Source organism: Streptomyces iconiensis, assembly GCF_028657195.3.
Lineage (GTDB): Bacteria > Actinomycetota > Actinomycetes > Streptomycetales > Streptomycetaceae > Streptomyces > Streptomyces iconiensis.
This window is the reverse complement of record NZ_JANCPR020000017.1, coordinates 91,156-113,343: the sequence shown is the minus strand read 5'-3', so window position 1 is coordinate 113,343 and position 22,188 is coordinate 91,156. Positions and strand designations below refer to the sequence as shown.

Genomic DNA, 22,188 nt, shown 5'->3' with positions numbered 1-22,188 from the left:
CGATCCGGGCAAGGGGCGGCACTGCCACGGGGAGACGCACGGTGGTGAAGGCTAACCAAGCACGTAACGGGCCGCTGTGGGGCAGACGCGCGTATCGGGCGCTCATGGGATCGCGACAGCGCGACCACGAAGGTCCTGACACCCGCTCCGCCTCGCGCATCGCGCTGATCCTGCTGGTGGTGACGCTGTTCGGGTTTCTCAGTTCGGCGACGCTGCACCTGCTGACCATCGGCGGTTCCCTCCTGCAGATCGTGGGGGGAACCGCCGCTCTCGTAGGGCTGTTCGTCACCCAGATCATGCGCTCGGCACCGCGGTCCTCCCCGCTGCGCAGGAAACAGATCCACACCCTGCTGTGGGTGCAGGCCGTTCTGGTGTACGCGCCGGTGGCGGTGATGGGGCCCTCGTGGGTGAGCCTGCCGGGTCTGCTGGCCGGCTCGGTGCTGCTGTCCTTACGCCGCCCCTGGTCATGGATCCTGACCCTCGCCATCTGGGGCAGCGTCTTCTGGCTGACGGCGTGGTACGGCTTCGAAGGTATGGAAGGCGTCTACATCGGGGTCTCCAGCATGACCACGACGGCCATGGTGTGCGGGCTGACGCTGCTGTCGCAGATGGTGATGCGGCTGCGTGCGGCGCAGCAGGAGATCGCCCGGCTGGCCGTCGAGGAGGAGCGGCTGCGCTTCGCACGGGACCTGCACGACCTGCTGGGCTACAGCCTCTCGGCGATCACGCTGCGCAGCGAACTGGCGCACCGGCTGGTGGACGGCAATCCGGTGCGGGCGAAGAACGAGGTGACCTCGGTGCTGGAGGTCTCCCGCCAGGCGCTCGCCGACGTGCGTGCCGTGGCGCGCAGTTACCGCAACATCTCGCTGCCCGCCGAGGTCTCCTCGGCCGTCTCGGTCTTCGAGGCGGCGGGGATCGAGGCCGAGGTGGACACCTCACTGGAGCGGATACCCGAGGCGGTGGGCACGGTCCTGGCGACCGTGCTGCGCGAAGGGGTCACCAACATCCTGCGGCACAGCAAGGTACGCAAGTGCGCGATCACGGTGACCGGTGACGCGGGCTGCGCCGTGCTGCGGCTGGTGAACGACGGGGTGCAGCCACGCCCCGATCCCGCGGACCCGACGACTCCCGCACCCGACGCCGAGGGCGGCAGCGGCATCGGGAACCTCTCGGCGCGGGTCGGCGCGATCGGCGGCAGGCTGAGCGCACGGGAGGAGGACGACGGCTGCTTCCACCTGGTGGCCCGCGTTCCGCTGACGCCCTCGTCCCGTCCCGGCGATCCCGGCGCACACCCGCGGCTGTCCAGCGCGGTGTGACGGGCCGCCCGAGGTGCATGGGGGCCGGCCGAGGTGTGACGGGGCCCGCTGCCCGGCCCTGGACCGTGCCGGACGCCCTACAGCCAGCCCTGTTCGCGGGCGATGCGGAGGGCGTCGACGCGGTTGCGCGCGCCGAGCTTGATGACGATCGTCGTCAGGTAGTTGCGTACGGTCCCCACCGACAGGAACAGCCGCCCCGCGATGTCCCCCGCCTCGGCACCCTCGGCGGCCAGGCGCAGCACCTCGGTCTCGCGTGCGGTGAGCGGGTTCTCCCGGGCCGACCAGGCGTCCAGGGCCAGTTCGGGGTCGATGACCCGCTCACCGGCGTAGATCCTGCGGATGGCGTCGGACAGCTTGCTGGGTGGGGCGTCCTTGAGCAGGAAGCCGGAGACCTGGGCCTCCAGGGCCCGGCGCAGATTGCCGGGCTGGCCCAGGCTGGTGAGGATCAGCGTGCGGCAGGACGGCAGCTTCTCGTGCACCTCGGCCGCCGCTGTGAGCCCGTCCATGCCGGGCAGGTCGATGTCGATCACGGCGACATCGGGGCGGTGCGCGAAGACGGTGGGCAGGATGTCGTTGCCCGAGTCGACCTCGGCGACGATCTCGATGTCCGTCTCGATGTCGAGCAGCGCGACCAAGGCGCCGCGGACCATGTGCATGTCCTCGGCGAGCACCACTGAGATCATCGTCGAGTTCCCCCGCGGACTCGGCCGTCTGTCGCCTGACTCCGTCTGTGTAGCCTGACGTCGCCTGACAGTTCGGGATGTGAGGATACCGCCTTGAGCCGCCGTCAACACCGGCTGGAGCATAACCCGAGGCCAGAGCTGAACAGTTCGTGCATGTCTCTGGATTCCGCTGCCCGCACCCACCCTCCGGCCTATCCCCCGCCCCGCAGCTCGGCCACCGCCGTACCCGAGGACTACGCGCGGCTGCGCGCCGAACAACCCGTGGCCGAGGTCACCTTGCCGAGCGGCGACACCGGATACCTGGTCAGCCGCTACGAGGACGCCCGTACGGTCCTCTCCGACCCCCGGTGCAGCAGAGCGGCGACCGTACGGCCGGGGGCGCCGCGGCTGACGGCCGTACCCTTCGAAGCCGGCGGTCTGTTCACGATGGACCCGCCGGAACACACCCGGCTGCGCGGCCTGGTCTCCCGCGCCTTCACCCCGCGCAGGGTGGAGCTGATGCGTCCACGCCTGGCCGGACTCGCCACGGAGCTGGCCGACGCGATGGAGGAGGCGGGAGCGCCGGCCGACCTCAACGAGAGCTTCGCCTTCCCCTTCCCCGTCGCCGTCATCTGCGAGCTGCTCGGCGTCCCCTACGCCGACCGCGAGCGCTTCCGGCGCTGGTCCGACGCGATTCTCTCGCTCACGGCGCACACACCGGAGGAGATGCGCGGCCACCGGGACGCGCTGCTCGCCTACCTCCAGGACCTCGTGACCGAGAAGCGCCGCGATCCGGGCGACGACCTGCTCAGCGCACTCATCACCCTCCGCGACACCGAGGCCGACACCGAGGGCGAGGGCGACACCGATGCCGAGGGCGAGGGCGGGGACGGGGACGGGGGCAACGGGCTGGACGAGCACGAGTTGCTGACCATGGCGATGACCCTGCTGATCGCAGGCCACGAGACCACGGTCGGCGTACTGGGCACCTCCGTACTGACCCTGCTGCGGCACGCGGGCCGGATGTCCCTGGTACCGGACGACGACCAACTGGCCACGATGGTCGAGGAGTTGCTACGCCTCAATCCCATCGGGGACGGCGGACCCCTGCGTGTCACCACGGCGCCCGTCGAGATCGCCGGCTGCCCTGTCCCCGCGGGCAGCGCCGTCATCGCCTCCATCTGCTCCGCCAACCACGACGAGGCCCGCTTCCCCTCGCCCGCCGCCTTCCTCCCCGGCCGCGCCCCCGCACACCTCGCCTTCGGCCACGGGCCCCACTACTGCCTCGGCGCCCCGCTGGCCCGCGCCGAACTCCAGATCGCCCTGCGCACCCTGGCCACCCGCTTCCCCACCCTCCGCCTCACCACCCCACCCGAAACCCTCACCCTGCACACCGGCCTCCTCGTCAACCGCCTCACCTCCCTCCCCGTGACCTGGAACTGACCCCACGCGGGACGTGACCCGAACGCCGCCCGGCCGGACGCCCGCGGGGTGCGCCGCGACCAACTCCGCTGGCTCCGCCCTATGTTCCGTGACCTGGGCACCGGTGGCGGCCCGGACCCGGGAGCGAGGCACGGTCCGGGCCGCGGGCCCGTGAACTCCCGGCCCCCCGAACGGCGTTCGCGCTCCAGCCGGTCGTCGGGGCCACTCCCGCTCACGGCCAGCGGCAGGCATCACGCACAGGCGGCGCCGGGGTGCGATCCTCGTCCCGGACAGGATGGATCACCAGCACACCGCGGCGGGAGACGGACAATGCCGGGACTCGACCTCATCGACGCGCCGACGCTCAGGCGGCTTCTCCCGGTGGGTGAAGCCGTCGAAGCGCTCCGCACCGCGCTACGCGCAGGGCTGGACGTGACCGGGACGCCGCCGCGTTCGCGGGTACCGCTGTCGGCGGGGCAACTGCTGATGATGCCGGCGGAGTTCGGGCAGTACGCCGGGGTGAAGATCGCCGGGGTCGTGCCGGGCAACCCGGCGCGCGGTCTGCCGACCATCACGGGCTCGTATCTCCTGCTGGAGGCCGCCACCCTGAGCCCCCTCGCGGTCCTCGACGGGGAGGCGCTGACCCTGCTGCGCACCTCGGCCGTCTCGGCACTGGCCGCCGACCACCTGGCGACCCCCGACGCCGCACGCCTGGTGCTGTTCGGCACGGGCCCGCAGTCCTACGCGCACGCCGTTGCCCTGGCAGAGGTACGCGCCCTGCGCTCCGTCGCTGTGGTAGGCCGCGACCCCGCGCGCGTCCAGGCCCTCGTCACCCGGTGCCGTGACGCCGGGCTCCCGGCGGCGCCCGGAACGGTGGAGAGCGTCCCCGGCGCCGACCTCATCGCCTGCTGCACCTCCTCACCCGAACCGCTCTTCGACGGCCGGGAGTTGGCCCCGCACGCCACCGTCGTCGCCATGGGATCCCACACCCCGGAGGAACGCGAGGTGGACAGCGCCACCGCCGCCCGCTCCACCGTCGTCGTCGAAGACCCCGCCACCGCGCTCCGCGAGGCGGGCGACATCGTGATCCCGCTGCGGCAGGGCGAGTTGGACACCGCCGAACTGGTGCCCCTCGCCGACCTCGTGTCCGGGCACCACACCGTGGACCCCTCACGCCCCCGTCTCTTCAAGGGCACAGGGATGGCCTGGCAGGACCTCGTGATCGCCACAGCGGCCCACGCCGCGTCCACGCGATGACGCCGCCGCGTCCACGCGGTGAAGCACGCGCCCCTGTTCCCGCAAGGGCGCGTGCGTCCGCCGTATCGCCGGAGTGCACGGTCGTAGCCGTAGCCGTATCAGCTACCAGGCAACCGGCGTCAGGCGCAGGCGTCGGCGTCAGCCACCAGACGTCAGGTGTCGGCCACCAGGCACCAGGTGTCGGCCACCAGCCACCCGGCACCAGCCGTCAGCCATCGGCACCAGACATCAGGCGTCGGCCCGCATGTGCTCAAGGGCCCAGTTCTCGAAGCTGGTGAGCGGGATGCCGAGGTCTCTCGCGTACTGCGGGCGGGCCGGCTGGCCGGCCACGTTCAGCCACTGGTGCGAGGCACCCATCGGCGGCATCCCCGCCGCCACGGCCTCCTCCTCGGTCATGTCGGGCGCCGTCAACCGCCTGCCCAGGGCGCGCGAGAGGACCTCGGCGACCTCCGTCATCGGCAGGTAGTCGCTCGCCAACTCCAGCTCGACACCGTCGAACCGCTCCGGCTCGGCAATCGCTGCCGCCGCCGTCCTGCCGATGTCGTCCACAGCGACCAGCGACAGCCGGGTGCCGGGATTCAGGAGGGTCACCAGGCCGCCCTCGATGCCGCGCGGGAACAGGTACGCCAGGGACGGGAGGAAGTTGTCCATGAAGAACGCCGGTTTGATGAGCGTCCAGTGGCGGAAGCCGGCCGCACGTACCCGGTCCTGGATCGCGCTCTTGGCGCCCATGGTGGGTTCCATCGCGGCCCAGCGCCCTTCGGCCCATCCGGGCGTTTCGGTGTGCTGGCCGGCGCCGGAGACGGACGTGTGCACGAACTGCGGCACCCCGGCGGCCTTGGCACCCTCCACGAGGTTGACGCCCTGGGTCACTTCCCCCTCGAAGTCGACGCCTTCCGCCGTGAATTCGGGCATCTGCACGGAGAAGACGGCGCGGGCGCCCTCGGCGGCCCGGACCACGGAGTCGCGGTCACGGAGATCGCCGGTGACCAGCTCGACGCCGAGCGCCTCGACGGCCTTCGCCCGATCGGTGGCCGGGTCCCGCACCAGGGCGCGGACGGGAACACCCGCCGCACGCAGAGCCCGTGCGGTGGCCCCGCCCTGCCTGCCGGTGGCGCCGGTGACCAGGACTGGCGCTGAGTGTGTGGACATGCTGCTCCTCGGATGTTCGTTACGTAACGGACGGCAAGGGCCGCCCTTCGGCACCGGTACGGACGACAGCCCCACCCCTCCGCGCCGCAACAACGGATCGGACAGAACGGACGGAACGGACGACAACTCCATCCCCCCACGCCGTAACGACGGATCGGATGGAACGGACGGAACGGACGGCACAGGCCGCCACACCCCCGGTGCGGGCGAAACGGCGGGGTCCGCCGTTTCTACTCCGGTACGATATGGCGGAGTCCGCCACTTAGCAACCTGGAGATGCCGCCATGCCCGACGGCCAGCGCGCCGACGCCCGGCGCAACTACACGCGCATCCTCGCCGTGGCCGAGGAGGAGGTCTCGGCGCACGGCGCCGCCGCCTCCCTGGAACAGATCGCCCGCACGGCAGGCGTCGGCTCGGCGACCGTGCGCCGGCACTTCCCCACCCGCCGCGCGCTGTTGGAGGCCGTCTCCGGGAAACGGATCGAGGCCCTGTGCGTACGCGCCCGGGACCTGACAGGCGAGGGCGACAGCCGGGCAGCGCTCCTGGAATGGCTGAGCGAGGTCGTCGCCTACTCGGTCTCCGCCCGTGGCCTGGCCGAAGCCCTGTCCTACGACGGCGCCGGGGCCGACCCCGTGTACGAGAACAGCTGCTCGGCAGCGCTGGAAGAGGCCGCCGACCCCCTACTGCGCCGCGCCATCAAGGACGGCGCGGTGGCGACGAACGTCACCGTCGCCGACCTGATCACCCTCGTGGTCGGCATCGTCCTGGCCACAGAACACCACCCCGACCCCGCCACCCGCGCCGACCACCTGTTCCACCTGGCCGTAGCGGGCCTGAGCCCCCAGCGCTGACGCCGCACTCGCGCGCTCGCCTGCGCCGCCACCCTCAACACCCGGCGCCGCGTGCGGTATCCCCCACCCCGCCGCTGATCCCGCCCCTCACCAAGGAGCTTGCATGGGCCCGGCGCCCGCCCGCGCCGGGGGCTCCTCCGGCGCCGCACTCACCGACGAACTCGGCCGCATCCTGCTGGTGCACCCCTCGTACAAGCCGGGCTGGAACCTGCCCGGCGGGCACTTGGACGAAGGGGGCGAGAGTCCTTCGCGCGGCCTGCGAACGCGAGGTGCACGAGGAGCTGGGTCTCGCCGTTGCCGTCTCACCCGAACCGCTCGTGACCGCATGGGTGTCGGCGACCGACCGGCCACCGCACCTGTACCGCCTCTTCGACGGCGGCCGGCTGACGGCCGATCAGCAGGGCGCCGTCCGGCTGCAGCACAGCGAGCTGACGGACTGGCGCTTCTTCCCACCGGAGACAACGGACCCCGAGGTCATCCCGCCCTCCCTGCGCCCCATCTGGAACACCCTCAAAACCGCCCGCATCACAGGTCGCCCCGCCTACCTCGAAGTCGCGCGGCAGGGCGGGCCCGGCTCGGGCGAAAGACCTAAGCGGCGACGAGTTCGCGTGCCCGCTCATTGAAGTCGGCGACCAGGTGGTGCCTGCCGAAGGGCTTCATGCGGCGCTGCAGGTCCTGTACGGCTTCTACGGAGTGCGCACGTCACGGCCGGTGCCTGCCACCCCCGAGACTGAGATCCTCGGGTCTACTCGTATGCCCAGGCGCGGCCGGTCTGGCGGTACTCCTCGACCGGGATCGGGTCGGCAGCGGGCCGCATCCGGGCGGTGTAGAGGAGACCGTCGAGATGGTCTACCTCATGCGCCACGAGGCGGGCCAGGCCCCGCTCGTAGACGGTGGTGACCATTTGGCCGTCGAGTACGGTGGTCTCCACCGTGATCCGCAGGGGGCGGGGCACCAGGCCGCGGACGTCGAAGAAGGACAGACAACCCTCGTACTGATCGTCGATGTCGTCGCTGGCCTCGGTGATGCGGGGGTTGAGCAGCCCGATCGGCTCGATGCCCGCTTCGGCGGGCCGAACTACTGCGGCGGCGCGCCCGATGCCGATCTGTGGGGCAGCTAGGGCCCTTGCCGGAGAAGTCGTGCACGGCCGCGATGCGGCCCATGGCCTCGGCGAGCCGCTCAACGACCTGCTCGGAGGTGTCCTTCTCCGCCGTCAGGTCGAAGGGCCGCGCCACCTCGGCCAGGATGTGGGCGCCGTACTGGACGACACCGAGATTGCGCATGCGCTGGCTTGGCCGCCGTACCTCGATCGTCCCAACTCCCCCTGTTTCGTGCTGGGTTCGGGCCTGGCTCGGATCTTCCATTCAAGACGATATCGGGCGTGCAGGGCCGGGTCGGACGTCGACCAGGCGAAGACGCGCGTCTCGCCGTCGTCGTGCCGGTGCGGTGCCATGGACGCCTCCGACGGTGACCCGCTTGTTGCGAAGACGGCCGGGAACTGGGCTTCGGCGCAGATGGTCGATGAGGTCTACGGTCACCCGGACCCGCACTCACCCGGAGTCCACGAGCAGGTCGGCGGGTGGCGCCGTGCCGGAAGCGTCCGGCGGTTATCTGTAGTCGTCAAGCATTGATGCAGGTAGAAGCCTCAGAATGGCGTGGGGGACGTAAGACACGTGGCGTGAAGTGGGCCATGGATCGGCCGCCTCCGCGCATGCCGGGCAAGCGCAGGGCGGCCTGTTCGTGGGCGTGGTCAGCGCAGTGCTGAGGCGACGCGCTTGCGCAGTTCCGGGTCGGAGATGAAGGCGACGTCGCGCCATTCGGCGCCGTTGACTTCCTCGGCCTGGAGCTCTCCGATGTCGGCGCTGGTACGGAAGAGGAAGCGGAAGTCGATGTGCCGGTGCTCGGGTTCCTGCTTGGTGGCGTTGGCGGGGATGGGGTGGGTGTCGATGTGCAGGGGGCGGGCGCTGGTCTCCTTGACGGCCTCGGCGAGGATGCCGGTCTCCTCGGTCAGCTCGCGCAGGGCGGCTTCCAGCAGGGTGTTGTCGTCGGGTTCAAGGTGGCCGCCGGGCAGGAGCCAGAGGGAGAGTGCGCGGTGGTGGATGACCAGCACTCGGTCCTGCTCGTCGGCCAGTACCGCGCCGGCGGTGGCGTGTCCGCGGAACTCCTTGCGGGAGCTGAGGGCAGCGTCCTGCTCCAGGAGGGTCAGCAGGGGCACGAGGTCGACCTTGTCGCCGGGGTAGGCGCCGATGTAGTCCTCGACGGTCTCACGGATGTGCGTGTTGGTGATTGCCATGCGGTGGCGCCTTTCTGCGGATGTCAGCGGTTGAAGTAGCCCAGCCAGGTCGCGGCAATGGCGGCACGGTCGGTCGGATTGGCCTCATGCATACCGGCTTCCAGGTCGCCGCGGGCGAGCATCGTGATGCCGGTGAGGATTTCGGCCTGAACGAGGAAGATGAACGGCCCGACGCTCGCCCCGTGCAGGAAGTTGACGGCGTCGCCCCCGTTGAGCAGGTAGAAGTAGGAGCCGGTGGTCCGGTAACGGGTGACGTGATCGCCGACGAGGGTGCGGGTGTAGACGTCCGGCAATCCGGCCAGGTCGAGTTCGTCCTCGCTGGAGGTAACGGTGGCGACGTATGAGCCGTTGCGCAGATGCGGAAAGTCCTCACCGTGCAGAGACAGCGCCCCGGTCGCGCAGAGCACCAGGCCCGCCTCGCCCAGGGCGGCCTCACGGTCGCGGGCGACGGTGAAGCCCTGGGAGAGGGCCTGGGTGCGGCGGACGGGGTCGATGTCGAAGACGGTGACCTGTACTCCCTTAACGTGCAGGAGGCGGGCGATGGACGAGCCGAGCTTCCCGAAGCCGATCACCAGGGCGGTCCGGCCGTGGAGGATGTCACCGCGGCCTCGCATGAGGGCTTCAGCGGAGAAGACCACCGACTGGCCGACGAGGAAGTCCTCGGGGTCCTTCAGGGGCGAGCGGGCGACGGAGACAACGGGGCAGGGCAGCTTCTCGATCTGCTGGTAGCGGCGGTGGCCGTTCTCAGTGTCCTCGACGACTCCGAGGACACGGCCGGAGAAACGGCCGTGCAGGTCCTCCAGGACGGGCGCGAAGTAGCCGCCGACGTCCAGGAGCACGACTTCTTCCCCGGCGGCCCGGGACTCGAAGTAGTCCAGGGCCGCGTCCGGGTCGGCGAAGATCTCGCGCGAGAGCGCGTCGACCGGGATGGTCTTCTCGACCTCGCGACGGGCGGAGTTGTTGACGGATTTCGGTTTGGGCAGGACAGCCCTCAGGCGGCTCACGGCGGCGACTGCTCGGATGAATCCGGGACGCTCGGGCAGCAGATGGGTGACCAGGAACGAGGTCGGCTTGTGTGCCGGGGCGAACTGGGCGGCGATCTTGGAGAAGTAGGCGTCCAGTCGTGCGTGTTCGAACTGTTCCACTGGTGGTGCCCTCCTTCGAAGAAGGGTGATCGGGTTGTGCCGTCTCAGACGGCGTGGAGAGAGACCGGCGGGCGTAGCCCGGTCGACTGGGAAGCTCGCCGCAGCAGGCTGGAGCGGGCTGCCGGGCGGGATATCGGCGGCAGGTCGAACTCGGCCCGGACGACCTTGCCCCGCCGGGTGGGTGTGTGTCCGTTCCGGTCGGCGATGAGGGAGACCAGGCCCAGTCCCCGGCCGCACTCGTCCTCCCCTCCCGCCCGGACGGGGGCCGGGCGGATGGCCGAGCCGTCGAAGACCTCCAGCCGCAGCACCCGGCCGGCGAGGGTGACGCGGACTCTGACCAGCGCCGAGTCGGTGTGGCGGATCGCGTTGGTCACCAGCTCCGAGACAGCCGGCTCCAGCCCGTCACGGGTGCTTTCTCCGACCTGTTCACCCCAGGAAGTGACCCGTGCGATCACCCGGTGTCGGGCGACGGGGACCTGAGCTGACCGGGCGGCCAGTGGGAAGAACGTGCAGTAGTCGGGCATCGAGACTGCCTCCAGCGGTCGGGTGTGCAGGCGGGGACGGCCCGTGAGGCGGGCCTTGTGTCGCCCGGACGGGTTGGAGGACAGTCAAAGGCCGGGTAGAGACGCGGAGGAGTTGCCAGCATGTAGGCCCGCGTAGACCCGTGTAGGCCAGGAGGGGATCGCATCGTGGGGGCGGAAGATCAGGCGATCGGCGAGAAGATCCGCGCTGCCCGCACGGCGAAGGGATGGAGCCACCCCCGTCTGGCCCGGGAACTGGGCATCGCCGAAGGACGCGGCCCGGACATCCTCGACCGGCAGTCGATCTATCGCTGGGAGACGGGCCGCCGGGTGCCGGACTACTGGATGCCCCACATCCGCCGTTTGCTGAAATTGGACGAACCAGTAGCCGATCAGCCGTTACCCGCTCTTGCGAGCGATCAGGCCGCCTTGCTCGATAGCGTGTCCTCAGTCCTGGCCCTTGGGAGGAGCGACGTGGAACGTCGGCAGTTCCTGCAAGCGTCCAGCGGCTATGCGCTGGGCGCCCTCGCGCTGCCCGATCTCGATGCCCTCACCCGCCGGACCGCCGCCGCCGAGGCCGGAGCGAAGGTAACCGTGGGCCGGGGCGAAGTCGAGGCCATCCGCCAGATGACCAAGGTCCTCGGCGACGCAGCCGCCGAGCTGGGCGGCGGACACGCCCGCCACCTGGTCGTGCGCTATCTGACCCTGGACGTCGCCGACTGGCTGAACGGTACCTTCACTGAGGCAACCGGCCGTGACCTGTTCGCCGCCACCTCCCAACTGGTCCATCTGGCCGGGTGGATGGCCGGAGATGAGGGCGACCAAGGCATGTCCCAGCGCTATTACGCCCATTCCTACCGCCTCGCCGCCGAAGCCGGAGATGCCGAACTCTCGGCGACCGCCCTGCGGGGCATGGCCGTCCAGGCCATCGACCTAGGACACCGGGCCGCCGCCGTCCGGCTCTCCGAGCGGTGCGTGCATCACGCCCGCCACCTGGAGAGCCCAAGGGCGACCGCCTACTACCAGACGACGCTGGCCAACGCCGCCGCCCTGGACGCGGACCGCCGGACAGCCACCAGGTCGCTGGCGACCGCACAGACCGCCATCGAACGCGGCCCTGATGACCCCGGCGAGTCCTGGGCTGCCCACTACTCGCCCGGCCGGTGGGCCCATGAGGCCGGGATGATCCTGGCCCAGCTCGGAGACCTGGACGCGGCCGAGGACCACCTCCAACACGCGCTGAACATCGCCGGACTCGACCGCCGCCGCACTCGCGCGATCGTGCTCGCCGATCTCGGCCAAGTCCACCTCAAGCGCGGGGACGTGGGGGCCGCCCTGGCCACCTGGGGCGACTTCGTCAACTGCGCGGATGGCATCCGCTCCATCAAGGTCGGCACCGCCGTGCAGGACATGACCGCCCGCCTCGACCGGCTCGACGACGTGACGGGCGCCGGCGAACTCAAAGAGAAGGCCGGTGCCCTGTGGGCACCGGCCTGACTTCCCCGACTCCGTTCCGAAACAGATGATTCCAACGGCGGAGGCCCGGGGGTGCTGGGCTGAACATGCCCCGCCCGCGTACGGCGCGACAAACGAGGCCCGGTCGTCAGGTGTTCTCCCGGCGGATCCTGTCGCGCAGGCTCATGCGGGCCGCGGCGAGGTCGTCGTGAGCCTCTTCCAACCTCTTCTCCAAATCGGCTTTCTCGCCACGCAGAGCGTCCCGCTCAACGGTCAACTGCCGGGAAATAGCGGTCAACTCATCTATTCGAGCTACCAGCTCCGCGTTCCCGGCCCGGTCCAGTTGGTGGCCGAGATTGCGCTGAAGGGCCGCCTTGAGCTTGTCCCGCTCCCCGCGCAGGCTGCGGACTTCCGCTTGGGCCAGTTCCAGCTCGGTGCGCAGGCTGGCCGAGCTCGCAGGGACCAGGGCGTCGAGATGGCGCATCACGCCACGTTCTCCGTCGCGTCGGACGAACCGGTCTTCCCCCCGGAAAACGCTGGGATGGCGAAACTCCGGCAGAGAAGCTGGATGAATTCATCGCGGCAGCTTGATGCTCTGCTGACTTGAGACCGCCGGGCCCGCGGCGACTGGCGCGAGGACAACTGGCGCCTCCCGCTCACGGTCATCCACAACGGGCAGGTGATCGGCCAGCAGAACCTCTCGGCGCGCGACTTCCTCACCACCCGCGAGGCGCGCACGGGCTTCTGGCTCGGGCGACGATTCCAAGGCCGCGGCCCCGGCACACAGATGCGCGCCGCTGCCCTCCACCTCGCCTTCGGGTGCCTCGGAGCCAAGCGCGTCGTCTCCACTGCGTTCTCGGACAACTCCGCATCCCGCCGCGTCTCTGAGAAGTTCGGTTACGAGCCCAACGGTGTACGACGTATCGCCGTCGACCACCGGCTCGTCGAGGCACACGACGATGTCCTCACGGCTGACCGGTGGCACCTATATCCCCGCGACCGCGTCCGTGTACAGCTCGGAGGTCATGTCGCCCTCCCCGACGCCCAGTTCAGCCAGTACGTCGCTCACGTCCTTGAGGGCGTCTTCGACGGCCGCCCCGTCCTCGACGAGGGTTTCCACCTCGATGAACGTTCCGTCTATTTCCGGTACCCGCACGAGGGTGGCGAGCATCTCGCGGCCCCTGGCCCGGATGTCGTAGTTACGGCACCGCTTCTCGAAGGCGATCACGGGGATGTATCCGAGCCTGCGCAGGGTCTCGTGCAGCGCTTCCACCCCCTCAACACGAGTCCCGTGCTCGGGCTTGGAGCCTGACGCCTCGTCCACCGTGGCGTCCTTGAAGGTCAGCAGCGACCGCGTCCCACCTGCCCCGTGGACGGTACGCACCCGCAGCTCGGCGTCGCGGGCGGCGAGGGTGCGCGCCTGATCGTCGTAGTACGTGTCCTGGTACACCTCGGCTCGCCCCGCGCCGCGCGCTTCCAGTCGGCGCGTGACGTCCTCGGGCACCCGCACCCGAGCCTTCAGCTCCGCTTCGGGCATCGCTTCTTCCCCTTCCTGGCCCTGCTGGCCCTGCTGGCCAGACCGTGCGTACCCCGTCGCTCTGCGCGAAGTGCCGTGGGCAGCGTGACTCGTGACGATGCCGTTGTGCGTGTCCGCCGTATGACTCGGGCAGTGGCGGGGCGATGCCGCTCCTGCCGGACGAGCCATCCAGCGAGCGGCGGCGAAGAGCCCCGCACCGGGCGGCGACCCGCCTTGGACCGTCGTACGCCGAGCCTGTCCCACCGAACCCCTGGAGCATCCCGCCCATGACGGACACCGCACCCCGCATCCGTGAACTGGACCTCTACCGCCGCTACTTCGACCTAGTGGCGGACGAGCGGAAGACGATCGAGGTGCGGGTGAGGTATCCGCACCTGGAAGACCTCGCCGCCGGCGACGTGATCCTCTTTCGCGTCAAGGGCACCGACGAGGCGTGCGAGGTTCGCGTGCTGCGCGTCACCCCGTACGACGGCTTCGAGGCACTGCTCGACGGCGAGGGCCCGGGGAACATCAATCCCGCTGCGGGCCGCGGGGAACAGCTCGCCAACATCCGGGAGATCTACCCGCCGGAAAAGGAGAAGCTGGGCGCTCTGGCGATCGAGATGGAGCTTCGTGATCCTGCGACGGCGCCGGGCGACTGACCGCGAAGCGGTCTCACGGACATACGGTTCGCGGGTGGGCCGCGGGCAACGGCGGCCGGTGGGGCGAAGCGTGGGATCGGAGGCGCTGTGAGTCTGTTGGGGCAGATACTTCCGCTGGTGGGCGTGGCGTTGGGCGCTGTCGCCTCGTTTCTGGTGAGCAGCTTGAACGAGCGGGCCCGGTGGCGGCGTGAGCAGTCCGTGCGCTGGGACGGGCGGCGGCTGGACGCGTATTCCGAGTACCTGCACGCGGTGAAAGAACTCGCGGGCCGCTATCAGGGCATCGCCGCGGCTCGTGGGCTGGTGACCGGGCCCGTACCGCTGGAGCCCAGCGGCGAGGTGCTCGCCGAGCTGGGTGCTGCCGAGGCGCGGCGTTCCGCGCTGGCGGAGACCTGCGAGTTACTGGGGGACACCGACACGAACACCGCCTCCAAGACGCTGAACCACTGTCTGTGGCGCCTGGAGCACCTCGCACGGGGTGTGGCCACGGAAGTGGAACAGAGCTGGGAGCAGGCGTACGGGGAGTTCAGGGATGCACAACGGCGGTACGCCGAGTGCGTCCGGGCCGGCCTCGGGGTGGCGGGGCCCGTCAGCCGGGACGTCGCCTGGCCGCCGGGCTGGCGGCCCGCGCGCCGGCCGCCGGATGCCGGGTAAGGCGGCCGGCACGCCGGAACAGGGACAGCGGCAGGGTGCGGGAGCCGTCGGGGGCCCGGGGGCCGTAGCCCGAGGCGTGGTCGATCGCTATGTGGGCGAGCCAGCCGAGGGCCGCGACGGTCAGGGGGCGGCTGCGCAGGAGGGTGGCTGTGCCGTAGAGGAGGGCGGGGACGCCCACGTTGTGCAGGAGGTTGTACGGGAGGACGGCGTGGCGGGGCAGGGGGTCGAAGGTGGGGGCCGAGGCGATGCCGTAGAGGAGGGCCGCGTCGGGGAGGACGGCGCAGGTCCACAGGACCCGGCTGCGGGCGCCTCCGAGGCGCGCGCCCGCGCTCAGTGCCGCCAGCCCTACGGCGCCGCTCAGCGCACGGCCCGCCGGGGCGCGGTAGGTCCAGCCGTCGATACGGCCGCGGCTCCTGTCGCCCCCGCCCTTCACGCCCGTACCCTCCCTCCGCGTCCGGGGCGCAGCCGGGCTGTGGAGAGGGCTGTGCGGCGCAGGGGGTGGACGGCGAGGGTGGTCAGGGCCGCGTGGAGGAGGGTGGCGCGTACGCGGGCCAGGTGGGCGGGGGCGCCGTGTTCGTCGTCGAGGACGAGGAGTTCGCGGCGTGCGCCCGGGTCCCGTACGAGTGCGGCGGCGTCCGAGAGCGGCACGATGTCGTCGCGCAGCGCGGCGACGTAGGTGACGGGAAGGGCGCGCAGCGCGGCGAGTTCGCCGGGTTCGAGTGCCCAGTCGGCGAGGGAGGGGAGCACCTCGGGTGCGGCGCGTCCCGTGAGGTGGGCGAGGGTGTGGACCGTGGTGGCGGGTACGCCGCGCTGCCAGTCGCGGTCACGGAAGAAGTGCCGTACGGGCGCGGCAACGGTGGAGATGCCCACGATGCGCGGGTCGGCGAGCGCGGCGCGCAGCGCCAGGTGGCCGCTGAAGCTGAGCGCGAGGGCGTGGGTGCGGCGTACGTCGGCGCGTTCGGCGAGCCGGTCGAGGAGCGCGGTGTAGAGGGCGCCGCTGTCGGCGCCGTAGCGCAGGGTGTTCTCGCCGACGCCGGGCAGTTCGGTGACGGCGAGGGCCGTGCCGAGTGCGGCGGCACGCGCGAGCAGGGGTGCCCACTGTTCCTTGACGGAGACGATGCCGCCTGTGACCACGATCAGGGGGCGGGGCCTGGACGCCGACAGACCCGCGGTCCAGGCGGCGAACCTGCCGCCTCCGCCGGGGAGTTCGATCTCCAGGCGGCCGATGCCCGGGTAGGTGGCACGCCACAGGTCGAAGGACCGTACGCACAGTCGCTGCGCCCGCTCCCGTGCGGGCCCGTCGGGGTACGGGAAGCGCGCGAGCGCGTAGTGCCGGACCGCGTCCAGGTGGTGTCCGCGCGCGGCGAGCGCGTCACCCGCACGGTTCCAGACGACGGGCCAGGAGTCGGGTGCTTCGCCGTGCGCGGCGCCGATACGGGAGAGCAGCGCCCGGCAGCGGTCGGGTCCTATGCCCTGGGCGCGGGCGTGCAGGGGGGCGAGGGCGCGCAGTTCGGCGAGCCCAGGCTCTCCGGTGAGCAGTGCGCTCATGTCGGTTCGTCCTCCTTCGGCCTGGCGTCGGCCGGCGTGGGGCCGGCCCGCGTGCCGTCACGGGAGGCACGGGGCGGCTGTGGGCGCCGGCCGGGGAAGTAGGCGGGCGCGAGCACACGGCGCTGGAGTGCGGGGCTCGCGTTGACGGTGCGGTAGACGGAACGGCGCAGCACTCCGGCCGCCGGCGCGGTGAGCGCGAACATCCGTTCCTGACGCAACTGGAGGGCGCGCGAGCGCCGTACGTCGCCCTCGCGCTGCCGCTGGAAGTCTCCCAGCGCGAGGGACAACGGGCCGCCGCCATGACCGGAGCGGCGTCCGGCCCCGCCCCCGGTCCCGGTCCGGGCCCCGCCTCCGCCGTCGCGTCCGGCCGGCCCCAGTGCGCGGGCGACGAGCGGGGCGAGCGCGACCGCGTCGGCGAGCGCGTGGTTGATGCCCTGGCCGAGTATCGGCGAGAGGGTGTGCGCCGCGTCGCCGATGAGGACGACGCCTGGCGCCGACCAGCGGGGCACCTCGGTGGTGAAGATGTCCAGCAGCGTGGTGTCCGACCAGCCGCTCAGCCCCTCGTGCACGGCGTCGGCCGCCTCGGGGGCGAGCTGGGCGAGCCGGGTGCGCAGGTGGTCGAGCCCGCCCGAACGCAGCGCGCGCAGCCCGCCCTTGGCGACGTTGAGGCCGACACGCACGGTGCCGTCGGTGCTGGGCAGGAACAGTCCGTGGCCGCGCCTCCCGATACGGACGCGGTACGTACGCCGGTCCCATGCGGCGGGGAACGGCAGCTTCATCCAGATGACGTCCCGCTCCAGCGGGGTGCGCCTGGCGTGCGTGTCGAGTCCCGCGAGGCGGCGTACGGCGCTGTTGCGGCCGTCGGCGCCCACGGTGAGCGCCGCGCCGATCTCCACGGGGCCCCGTGGCGTGGTGGCCCGTACGCCGGTGACGGCCGCGCCCTCGGTCAGCAGACCGACGGCGACGGCGGGCTCCAGTACGGTGCACTCCCCCGCTGCGGTGCTCTCCCCCGCGCCCTGTGTGCGGGCGGCTTCAGCTTGCGCGTGCGGGTGCGTCCGGGTCGCGAGCGCGTGCGTCCGTGCCGCGAGCGCGGACAGCAGGACGGGCTGGGCGAGTTCGACGGGGTGCCGGTAGGCGTACGGGAAGTCCTCGAAGCGCACGCGGAGTACGCGGTGTCCGGCGTCCTGGATCTCCAGCCGGTCCACGCGGTGCGTCGCTTCCCGTACGTGGTCGAGGACACCGAGCCCGTCGAGCAACCGTACGCCGTCGGGCGAGACGGACTCACCGCGGAAGGAGGGGCCCGCGCTCCTGGCGGGGTCGCGCTTCTCCAACAGCACGACGCCGCGCCCCAGTTGGGTGAGCGCGAGGGCGAGCGCGCGGCCTCCTGGGCCGCCGCCGACGACGCACACCTCCGTCTCGATGCGCTCGGTGCCCCCGGTACGCCCGGTGCCCTCGGTACCCCCGGCACGCTCGACGCCGTCGTTCCGCTTCTTGCCGGACGGTTCCGTTCCGGTCCGTTCCGTCTCAGCCCCCACGGGCTTCTCCTTCTCCGTGCCGGGGGCCCTCAGGTTCTCCGTGCCGGGGTCCCTCAGGGCCAGGTCCGTGCCGGGGCCCGTCAGGGACGGGACCGTGCCGGGGTCTGTCGGGGCCGGCGACGTGGGGCCCGGAATCCGTGGCGCCTGGCCCGTCTGGCACACGGGGCTCGCGCGGTTCGGGTGAGGTGCCGCCGTCGCCGGAGACGAGGGCCTCGATGAGCCCGGCGTCGAGCATGGTGGCCGCCGCGGTGTCGTTGGTGTCGCCGAAACCGGCGTCGAACAGGGCGACGCTCACGGTGTAGGCACGGTCGACGAGGCAGGTGTGGAAGGTCCACTCCTCGCCCGTGCCCGGTGAGCCGTCGGGCCTGAGCACCTGTACGTCGCGGCCCTGCGGCCCGAAGCCGAACTCGGTGAAGCGGAAGCGCATGCCCTGTCCGATGGCCTTGCTGTACGCCTCCTTCAGCGTCCACAGGCGCACCAGCGCCGCGTTGCGCCGCTCCTCGGCGATCTGCGCGAGGGTGCGGCGCTCGTAGGGCGTACACACCTGGTTCTCGGTGCCGAGCCCCAGCATGGGACGGTCCTTGGCCTCCGCGTCCACGCCGATCCAGCCGCGCCGGGTGAGGCCCACGAGCAGCAGGTCCTCGGTGTGGCTGAGGCTGATGTCGATCTGGTCGAGGCCGCGCAAATAGGGGCGTCCGCCGGGCTTGTAGGCCAGTTCGACCGATTCCGGAGACGCTTCGATCACGGCGCAGGCCACATGCTTGAGCAGCAGCCGTGAGGCCACGAAGCGCGCCCGTATCTGGGGGTGGGTCATCGCCTGGAACCTGGCGAAGTCCCGGCCCAGCAGCCCGCGCAGCCCCGGTGCCTCCAGGTCCCGGGGCAGCCAGTCGCCGAGCTGGGCGTGCACGACGACGCTGCCGTGCCGCTCCACCGCCTCACGTACCCGTTCCCAGGGGCCCTCGGGACCGGTCATCCGCACCGGTTGGGCGAACGCCTCAGTCGTACGCGGGCTCGTCGCAGGGCCCAGGAAGATCGCCATGCCGGCCCTCCAGCCGCATCACCACACCATCGAGTACGTCCGCCGCCGCGGCTCCGTCGAGCACTCTGTGATCAAAGGTCAGTCCGAGGCGCATGACGGGCGCCACCCGCACCTGCCCTCCGCGCACCACCGCTCTGTCGGTCACGCGTGTCACGCAGAAGGTGACCGCCGTCCCGCCGTAGGAGTGGAACGTGTCCACCGCGCGGTGCCCGAGCGCGCTCACCGCGAAGGTGCCCAGCAGGCGGGCACGCGCCGCGGGTCCGCGCACCCCGTATCTGAAGACCAGTTCGCCCACCGGGGGCGGCAGTCCACACAGCATGCGTATCCCTTCGGCTCCGGGCAGTTCGTGGGGTGCGGCGTCGCGGTAGCGGTCGACGAGGTCCTGGACACCGTCCAGGGGGAGGGTGTCCAGGCGCGGCAGCACGACGGTACGTACGGCGCGCGCTCCGCCCGGCCCGGCCGCGTCCAGCGCGAGCTTCGCGCTGACGCCGGGTCCCGGCAGCGGCACCGTGCGCGGGCGCAGCACTCCCGCCGCGAGGGCCCGGGCCTCCGGGTGCGCGGCGACGACGCGGGCCGCCGCGTGCAGCAGGTAGGTCACGTACGAGTAGCGGCGCCCCGCCGCACGTGCTGCCTCGCGGTGTTCGGCGACCCGCGTCATGTCGGTGTCGGCTCCCAGATGTACGGGCGAGGCGGCGCGCGCCCAGCGCAGGAAGTAGCGGGTGTGCCGTCTGCCCCTGTCCCTGTCCCTGTCCCCGCCGGAAATCCCCCTGCGGCCGGGGTCCTGCGTGCGGTCCGGGGCCTGCGTGCGGTCCGGGGCCTCCGTACGGCCGGGGTCCTGCGGGCTGACTGTAGGAACCGTGGGTCCGGGATCGTTCATGTGGCCACCGCCACGGCCCAGATGTCGCGCAGGCTGCGTGCCTGGAGCACCTCGGCGACGGGCACTGGCCTGCCGAGTTCGCTCTCCAGCAGCGCAACGAGGCGCAGCAGGTGGACGGAGTCCCAGTCCTCCAGCTCGGTGAGTTCGGCTCCGGCGTCGTGGGGGGCGAGCGCCGTGCCGAGGTGCTGGTTGGCGAGGGCGATCAGGTCCTCGACGGTGTGCATGTCTCCACCTCCGCTTCGGTGAGCCGCAGCCGCAGCCGTACGTGTGCGGGCACGGGTGGTATCCGTTCCAGGTCGTGCCGGAAGTGCGCCTCTTCGGCACCGGGTGGCCCCGAGGTGGCGCCGGGTGGTCCCGCACTGGCGGGTGGCCCCGCGCCGGCGCCGGGTGGCCCGGGGGTGGGACGGAATCCGTGGTCCGGATAGAGCGCCGCCAGTGCCGCGTTGGCGCGGGTACGGCGCCAGGTGCCGTGCACGGCGGGCAGCCCTGCCGCCTGCGCCGCGTACAGGAGGCCGCTCAGTGTGGCCTCCTCGATGCCCCGGCCGAGCACCCGGCAGCTGAGAACGAGGTTCTCCAGGTGCAGGCCCTGCGCGTCGATACGCGCGAAGACGGCGCCGATCACGCCGTCGTCACCGAATCTGTCCGCGGTCCGTACGGTCAGTGCGAGCGAGTCGGTCCCCTCGGCCAGCGCGCGGACGCGCGCGGGTGTCAGCCGCGTACCGGTGAGGTTGAACCTGTTGGTGCGCAGGCTGAGTTGGGCCAGCCTGGCGGCCTCGTGGTCCCGGGCCGGTGCGATCTCGGCCCGCAGGTCCAGGCTGTGGAGGAACGCCTGGTGATCGGTCGCCCCGGCCTGGAAGCGTGCACGTTCCTCGCGCTGGGTGTAGCGCGACGGCCGCATCCTGTCCTCGTCGGTGAGCGTCGGCGTGTCGAACCAGCCGTCGGCCAGCAGGTGTTCGATGTGCAGCGCCGGCTCGGCGTCCAGCGGTACGACGGCGGCGCCCGGCACCCCGGCGTGCACGGTCTCGCGCTCGAAGGGTGTGTCGTCGGCGAAGACAACGGACTCGGGCGCGATGCCGAGCCGCGCGGCGATGGTGCGTACGCCCTGCGCCTTGGAGCCCCAGTCGGCGACCACGGTGAGGAAGTCGTCGGCGCCCAGCGGGAATTCGGGGTGCTCGGCGAGGGCGCGCGCCACGGGCTCCGGATCGTTCTTGCTGCACACGGCGAGCAGCACACCCTGGGAGGCGAGCTGTTTGACGGTGCGCTGGAACGCGCCGAAGGCGGCGCCCCGCAGTGTGCCGGAGGCGCTGAGGCCCTCGGGGCCCTCCTCGGCGAGCACGCCGTCCCACAGGGTGCCGTCCAGGTCGAGGACCAGGCACTTCTTGGCGGCGCCGCGCAGCGCGCGCACCAGGTGCGCGGCCTCGCTGGCGTAGGCGGTCAGCAGCGCCGTCGTGCAGTGCGCGTCGGCGTAGGCGCCCAGGCGGGGGTCGTCGGCGCGGACGCCGGAGGCGATGAGGGGCTCCAGGTCGAGCACGGCGAGTCCGGCGCCCGGGTCGGACATGTACAGCAGGTCGGCGTTGAACTCGCGCCACAGACCGCCGAGTTCGGCGCGCTGCGCCAGCCCGGTCAGCTGGTGCGTGAAGCGGCGCAGCAGCGGCACGGTGTTGAGCACCAGCGTCGCGCCCCGTGGTGCGTACGCCGCGTGCGCCGCCGCCAGTTCGCCCAGCAGCTTGCGCTGCCGCTCGGCTGCGACGGTCACATCGAGCGGCTGCCACGGCTCTTCCACGGCGTGCCATACGGTCAGCGGGTCCAGCACGCAGAGGGTGACCTCCGGCTCGTGCGCGTACAGCGCGGAGGCGGGGTTGCCCAGTTCCCCCACGTACCCGCCGCCGCCACCCACGTACGGCAGCACCAGCAGCCCGTGCCGCGCCGCCTGGGCCGTGAGCGGCGGCACGACCTCGCCCACGGTCGCCCTGCCGGTCACGGCGATCCGCACGCGGGGCGTACCGGGGTGCGCGGCGAGCACGGCCCCGGGGTCGAGCTGTGCGAGCACCCGGCCGGCGAAGTCCAGCTCCCTGCCCCCGGCACGGGCCAACGCACCGCGTACGGCGGGGTACTCGCGGGCCAGCTCGCCGCGTGCGTGCAGGTCCCGCACGGTCACGGGCGCGGGCGCCGATGCGGGTCCGGGCACTGGTGCGGGTGCCGGTGCGGCGGGCGCTGGCGCCTGTGCGGGCACTGGTGTGGACATTGGTGTGGGCGCGGGTGCGGTCACGCGCGCGGACGCGGGGG

23 protein-coding genes and 1 pseudogene are annotated in these 22,188 nt (G+C 71.8%); 9 read left to right on the top strand and 15 right to left on the bottom strand.

Annotated features, from left to right (window positions below; translation table 11 throughout):
• The first annotated feature begins 104 nt into the window (after positions 1-104).
• The gene (locus tag NMN56_RS18645; RefSeq protein ID WP_274041638.1) at positions 105-1,316 is read left to right on the top strand and encodes a sensor histidine kinase; all 1,212 of its coding nucleotides are present in this window, start codon (positions 105-107) and stop codon (positions 1,314-1,316) included.
• 77 nt (positions 1,317-1,393) lie between these two features.
• On the opposite strand, the gene NMN56_RS18640 is transcribed toward NMN56_RS18645, so the two are convergent.
• Positions 1,394-1,999, bottom strand: a complete 606-nt coding sequence (locus tag NMN56_RS18640) for a response regulator transcription factor (RefSeq protein WP_274041640.1) — start codon at positions 1,997-1,999, stop codon at positions 1,394-1,396.
• Between the two features lie 153 nt (positions 2,000-2,152).
• Here NMN56_RS18640 and NMN56_RS18635 point away from each other — a divergent pair, with 153 nt between their 5' ends.
• Positions 2,153-3,421, top strand: coding sequence for a cytochrome P450 (locus NMN56_RS18635; RefSeq protein WP_274041642.1), 1,269 nt, complete (start codon positions 2,153-2,155; stop codon positions 3,419-3,421).
• A 309-nt stretch (positions 3,422-3,730) separates the two neighbouring features.
• Positions 3,731-4,657 (top strand): ornithine cyclodeaminase family protein, encoded by a 927-nt coding sequence (locus NMN56_RS18630; RefSeq protein ID WP_274041644.1) that lies wholly within the window; start codon positions 3,731-3,733, stop codon positions 4,655-4,657.
• A 228-nt stretch (positions 4,658-4,885) separates the two neighbouring features.
• Here NMN56_RS18630 and NMN56_RS18625 read toward each other — a convergent pair whose 3' ends face one another.
• Positions 4,886-5,809, bottom strand: coding sequence for an NmrA/HSCARG family protein (locus NMN56_RS18625; protein WP_274041646.1), 924 nt, complete (start codon positions 5,807-5,809; stop codon positions 4,886-4,888).
• Between the two features lie 284 nt (positions 5,810-6,093).
• On the opposite strand from NMN56_RS18625, the gene NMN56_RS18620 reads away from it, so the two are divergent.
• Together NMN56_RS18620 and NMN56_RS43520 are read left to right on the top strand one after the other, a co-directional pair.
• Positions 6,094-6,660 carry a TetR/AcrR family transcriptional regulator gene (locus NMN56_RS18620; protein WP_274041648.1) on the top strand — a complete coding sequence of 189 codons (567 nt, stop codon included), beginning with the start codon at positions 6,094-6,096 and terminating at the stop codon, positions 6,658-6,660.
• A 269-nt stretch (positions 6,661-6,929) separates the two neighbouring features.
• The gene (locus NMN56_RS43520) at positions 6,930-7,283 is read left to right on the top strand and encodes an NUDIX hydrolase (RefSeq protein ID WP_488199813.1); all 354 of its coding nucleotides are present in this window, start codon (positions 6,930-6,932) and stop codon (positions 7,281-7,283) included.
• A gap of 122 nt (positions 7,284-7,405) precedes the next feature.
• Here NMN56_RS43520 and NMN56_RS18610 read toward each other — a convergent pair whose 3' ends face one another.
• From NMN56_RS18610 to NMN56_RS18595, 4 genes are all read right to left on the bottom strand, one after another.
• Positions 7,406-7,843 (bottom strand): peptide deformylase, encoded by a 438-nt coding sequence (locus NMN56_RS18610; protein ID WP_274041650.1) that lies wholly within the window; start codon positions 7,841-7,843, stop codon positions 7,406-7,408.
• Positions 7,844-8,410: 567 nt separating this feature from the next.
• Positions 8,411-8,953, bottom strand: coding sequence for an NUDIX hydrolase (locus NMN56_RS18605; RefSeq protein WP_274041654.1), 543 nt, complete (start codon positions 8,951-8,953; stop codon positions 8,411-8,413).
• 23 nt (positions 8,954-8,976) lie between these two features.
• Complete coding sequence (locus tag NMN56_RS18600; protein WP_274041656.1) at positions 8,977-10,098, bottom strand: adenosylhomocysteinase; 1,122 nt, start codon at positions 10,096-10,098, stop codon at positions 8,977-8,979.
• Positions 10,099-10,142: 44 nt separating this feature from the next.
• Complete coding sequence (locus tag NMN56_RS18595) at positions 10,143-10,622, bottom strand: ATP-binding protein (protein ID WP_274041658.1); 480 nt, start codon at positions 10,620-10,622, stop codon at positions 10,143-10,145.
• Positions 10,623-10,787: 165 nt separating this feature from the next.
• Here NMN56_RS18595 and NMN56_RS18590 point away from each other — a divergent pair, with 165 nt between their 5' ends.
• Positions 10,788-12,116 carry a transcriptional regulator gene (locus NMN56_RS18590; RefSeq protein WP_280842706.1) on the top strand — a complete coding sequence of 443 codons (1,329 nt, stop codon included), beginning with the start codon at positions 10,788-10,790 and terminating at the stop codon, positions 12,114-12,116.
• 106 nt (positions 12,117-12,222) lie between these two features.
• On the opposite strand, the gene NMN56_RS18585 is transcribed toward NMN56_RS18590, so the two are convergent.
• Positions 12,223-12,558, bottom strand: coding sequence for a hypothetical protein (locus NMN56_RS18585; protein WP_280842707.1), 336 nt, complete (start codon positions 12,556-12,558; stop codon positions 12,223-12,225).
• 195 nt (positions 12,559-12,753) lie between these two features.
• Here NMN56_RS18585 and NMN56_RS18580 point away from each other — a divergent pair.
• A pseudogene (locus NMN56_RS18580) lies at positions 12,754-12,915 on the top strand (GNAT family N-acetyltransferase); the annotation flags it as partial.
• A 144-nt stretch (positions 12,916-13,059) separates the two neighbouring features.
• Here the strand turns inward: NMN56_RS18580 and cyaB are convergent.
• Positions 13,060-13,611, bottom strand: a complete 552-nt coding sequence (gene cyaB, locus NMN56_RS18575; protein ID WP_274041661.1) for a class IV adenylate cyclase — start codon at positions 13,609-13,611, stop codon at positions 13,060-13,062.
• Between the two features lie 266 nt (positions 13,612-13,877).
• On the opposite strand from cyaB, the gene NMN56_RS18570 reads away from it, so the two are divergent.
• Together NMN56_RS18570 and NMN56_RS18565 are read left to right on the top strand one after the other, a co-directional pair.
• Complete coding sequence (locus NMN56_RS18570) at positions 13,878-14,252, top strand: ASCH domain-containing protein (protein ID WP_274041663.1); 375 nt, start codon at positions 13,878-13,880, stop codon at positions 14,250-14,252.
• Between the two features lie 87 nt (positions 14,253-14,339).
• Entirely contained in the window at positions 14,340-14,903 is a 564-nt protein-coding gene (locus NMN56_RS18565; RefSeq protein ID WP_274041664.1) for a hypothetical protein, read from the top strand.
• Here the strand turns inward: NMN56_RS18565 and NMN56_RS18560 are convergent.
• Genes NMN56_RS18560 through NMN56_RS18530 form a run of 7 tightly spaced genes read right to left on the bottom strand, consistent with a single transcriptional unit; the run spans position 14,839 to position 22,147 of the window.
• The gene (locus tag NMN56_RS18560; protein WP_274041665.1) at positions 14,839-15,336 is read right to left on the bottom strand and encodes a DUF4260 family protein; all 498 of its coding nucleotides are present in this window, start codon (positions 15,334-15,336) and stop codon (positions 14,839-14,841) included. The genes NMN56_RS18565 and NMN56_RS18560 overlap by 65 nt on opposite strands.
• Positions 15,333-16,451: an alpha/beta hydrolase gene (locus NMN56_RS18555; RefSeq protein WP_274041666.1), complete on the bottom strand. Its 1,119-nt coding sequence runs from the start codon at positions 16,449-16,451 to the stop codon at positions 15,333-15,335. Before NMN56_RS18555 ends, NMN56_RS18560 begins: the two co-directional genes overlap by 4 nt.
• A complete protein-coding gene (locus NMN56_RS18550; RefSeq protein ID WP_274041668.1) occupies positions 16,448-17,986 on the bottom strand; it encodes an FAD-dependent oxidoreductase in 1,539 nt (512 codons plus the stop codon). Before NMN56_RS18550 ends, NMN56_RS18555 begins: the two co-directional genes overlap by 4 nt.
• Positions 17,976-19,025 (bottom strand): 4'-phosphopantetheinyl transferase superfamily protein, encoded by a 1,050-nt coding sequence (locus NMN56_RS18545; protein ID WP_347178616.1) that lies wholly within the window; start codon positions 19,023-19,025, stop codon positions 17,976-17,978. The genes NMN56_RS18550 and NMN56_RS18545 overlap by 11 nt, the downstream gene beginning before the upstream one ends.
• Complete coding sequence (locus NMN56_RS18540) at positions 18,982-19,902, bottom strand: 2-oxo acid dehydrogenase subunit E2 (protein ID WP_274041670.1); 921 nt, start codon at positions 19,900-19,902, stop codon at positions 18,982-18,984. Before NMN56_RS18540 ends, NMN56_RS18545 begins: the two co-directional genes overlap by 44 nt.
• Positions 19,899-20,126 (bottom strand): phosphopantetheine-binding protein, encoded by a 228-nt coding sequence (locus tag NMN56_RS18535; protein WP_274041671.1) that lies wholly within the window; start codon positions 20,124-20,126, stop codon positions 19,899-19,901. The genes NMN56_RS18540 and NMN56_RS18535 overlap by 4 nt, the downstream gene beginning before the upstream one ends.
• Positions 20,105-22,147 carry an HAD-IIIC family phosphatase gene (locus NMN56_RS18530; RefSeq protein WP_283742492.1) on the bottom strand — a complete coding sequence of 681 codons (2,043 nt, stop codon included), beginning with the start codon at positions 22,145-22,147 and terminating at the stop codon, positions 20,105-20,107. Before NMN56_RS18530 ends, NMN56_RS18535 begins: the two co-directional genes overlap by 22 nt.
• Positions 22,148-22,188: the final 41 nt, after the last annotated feature.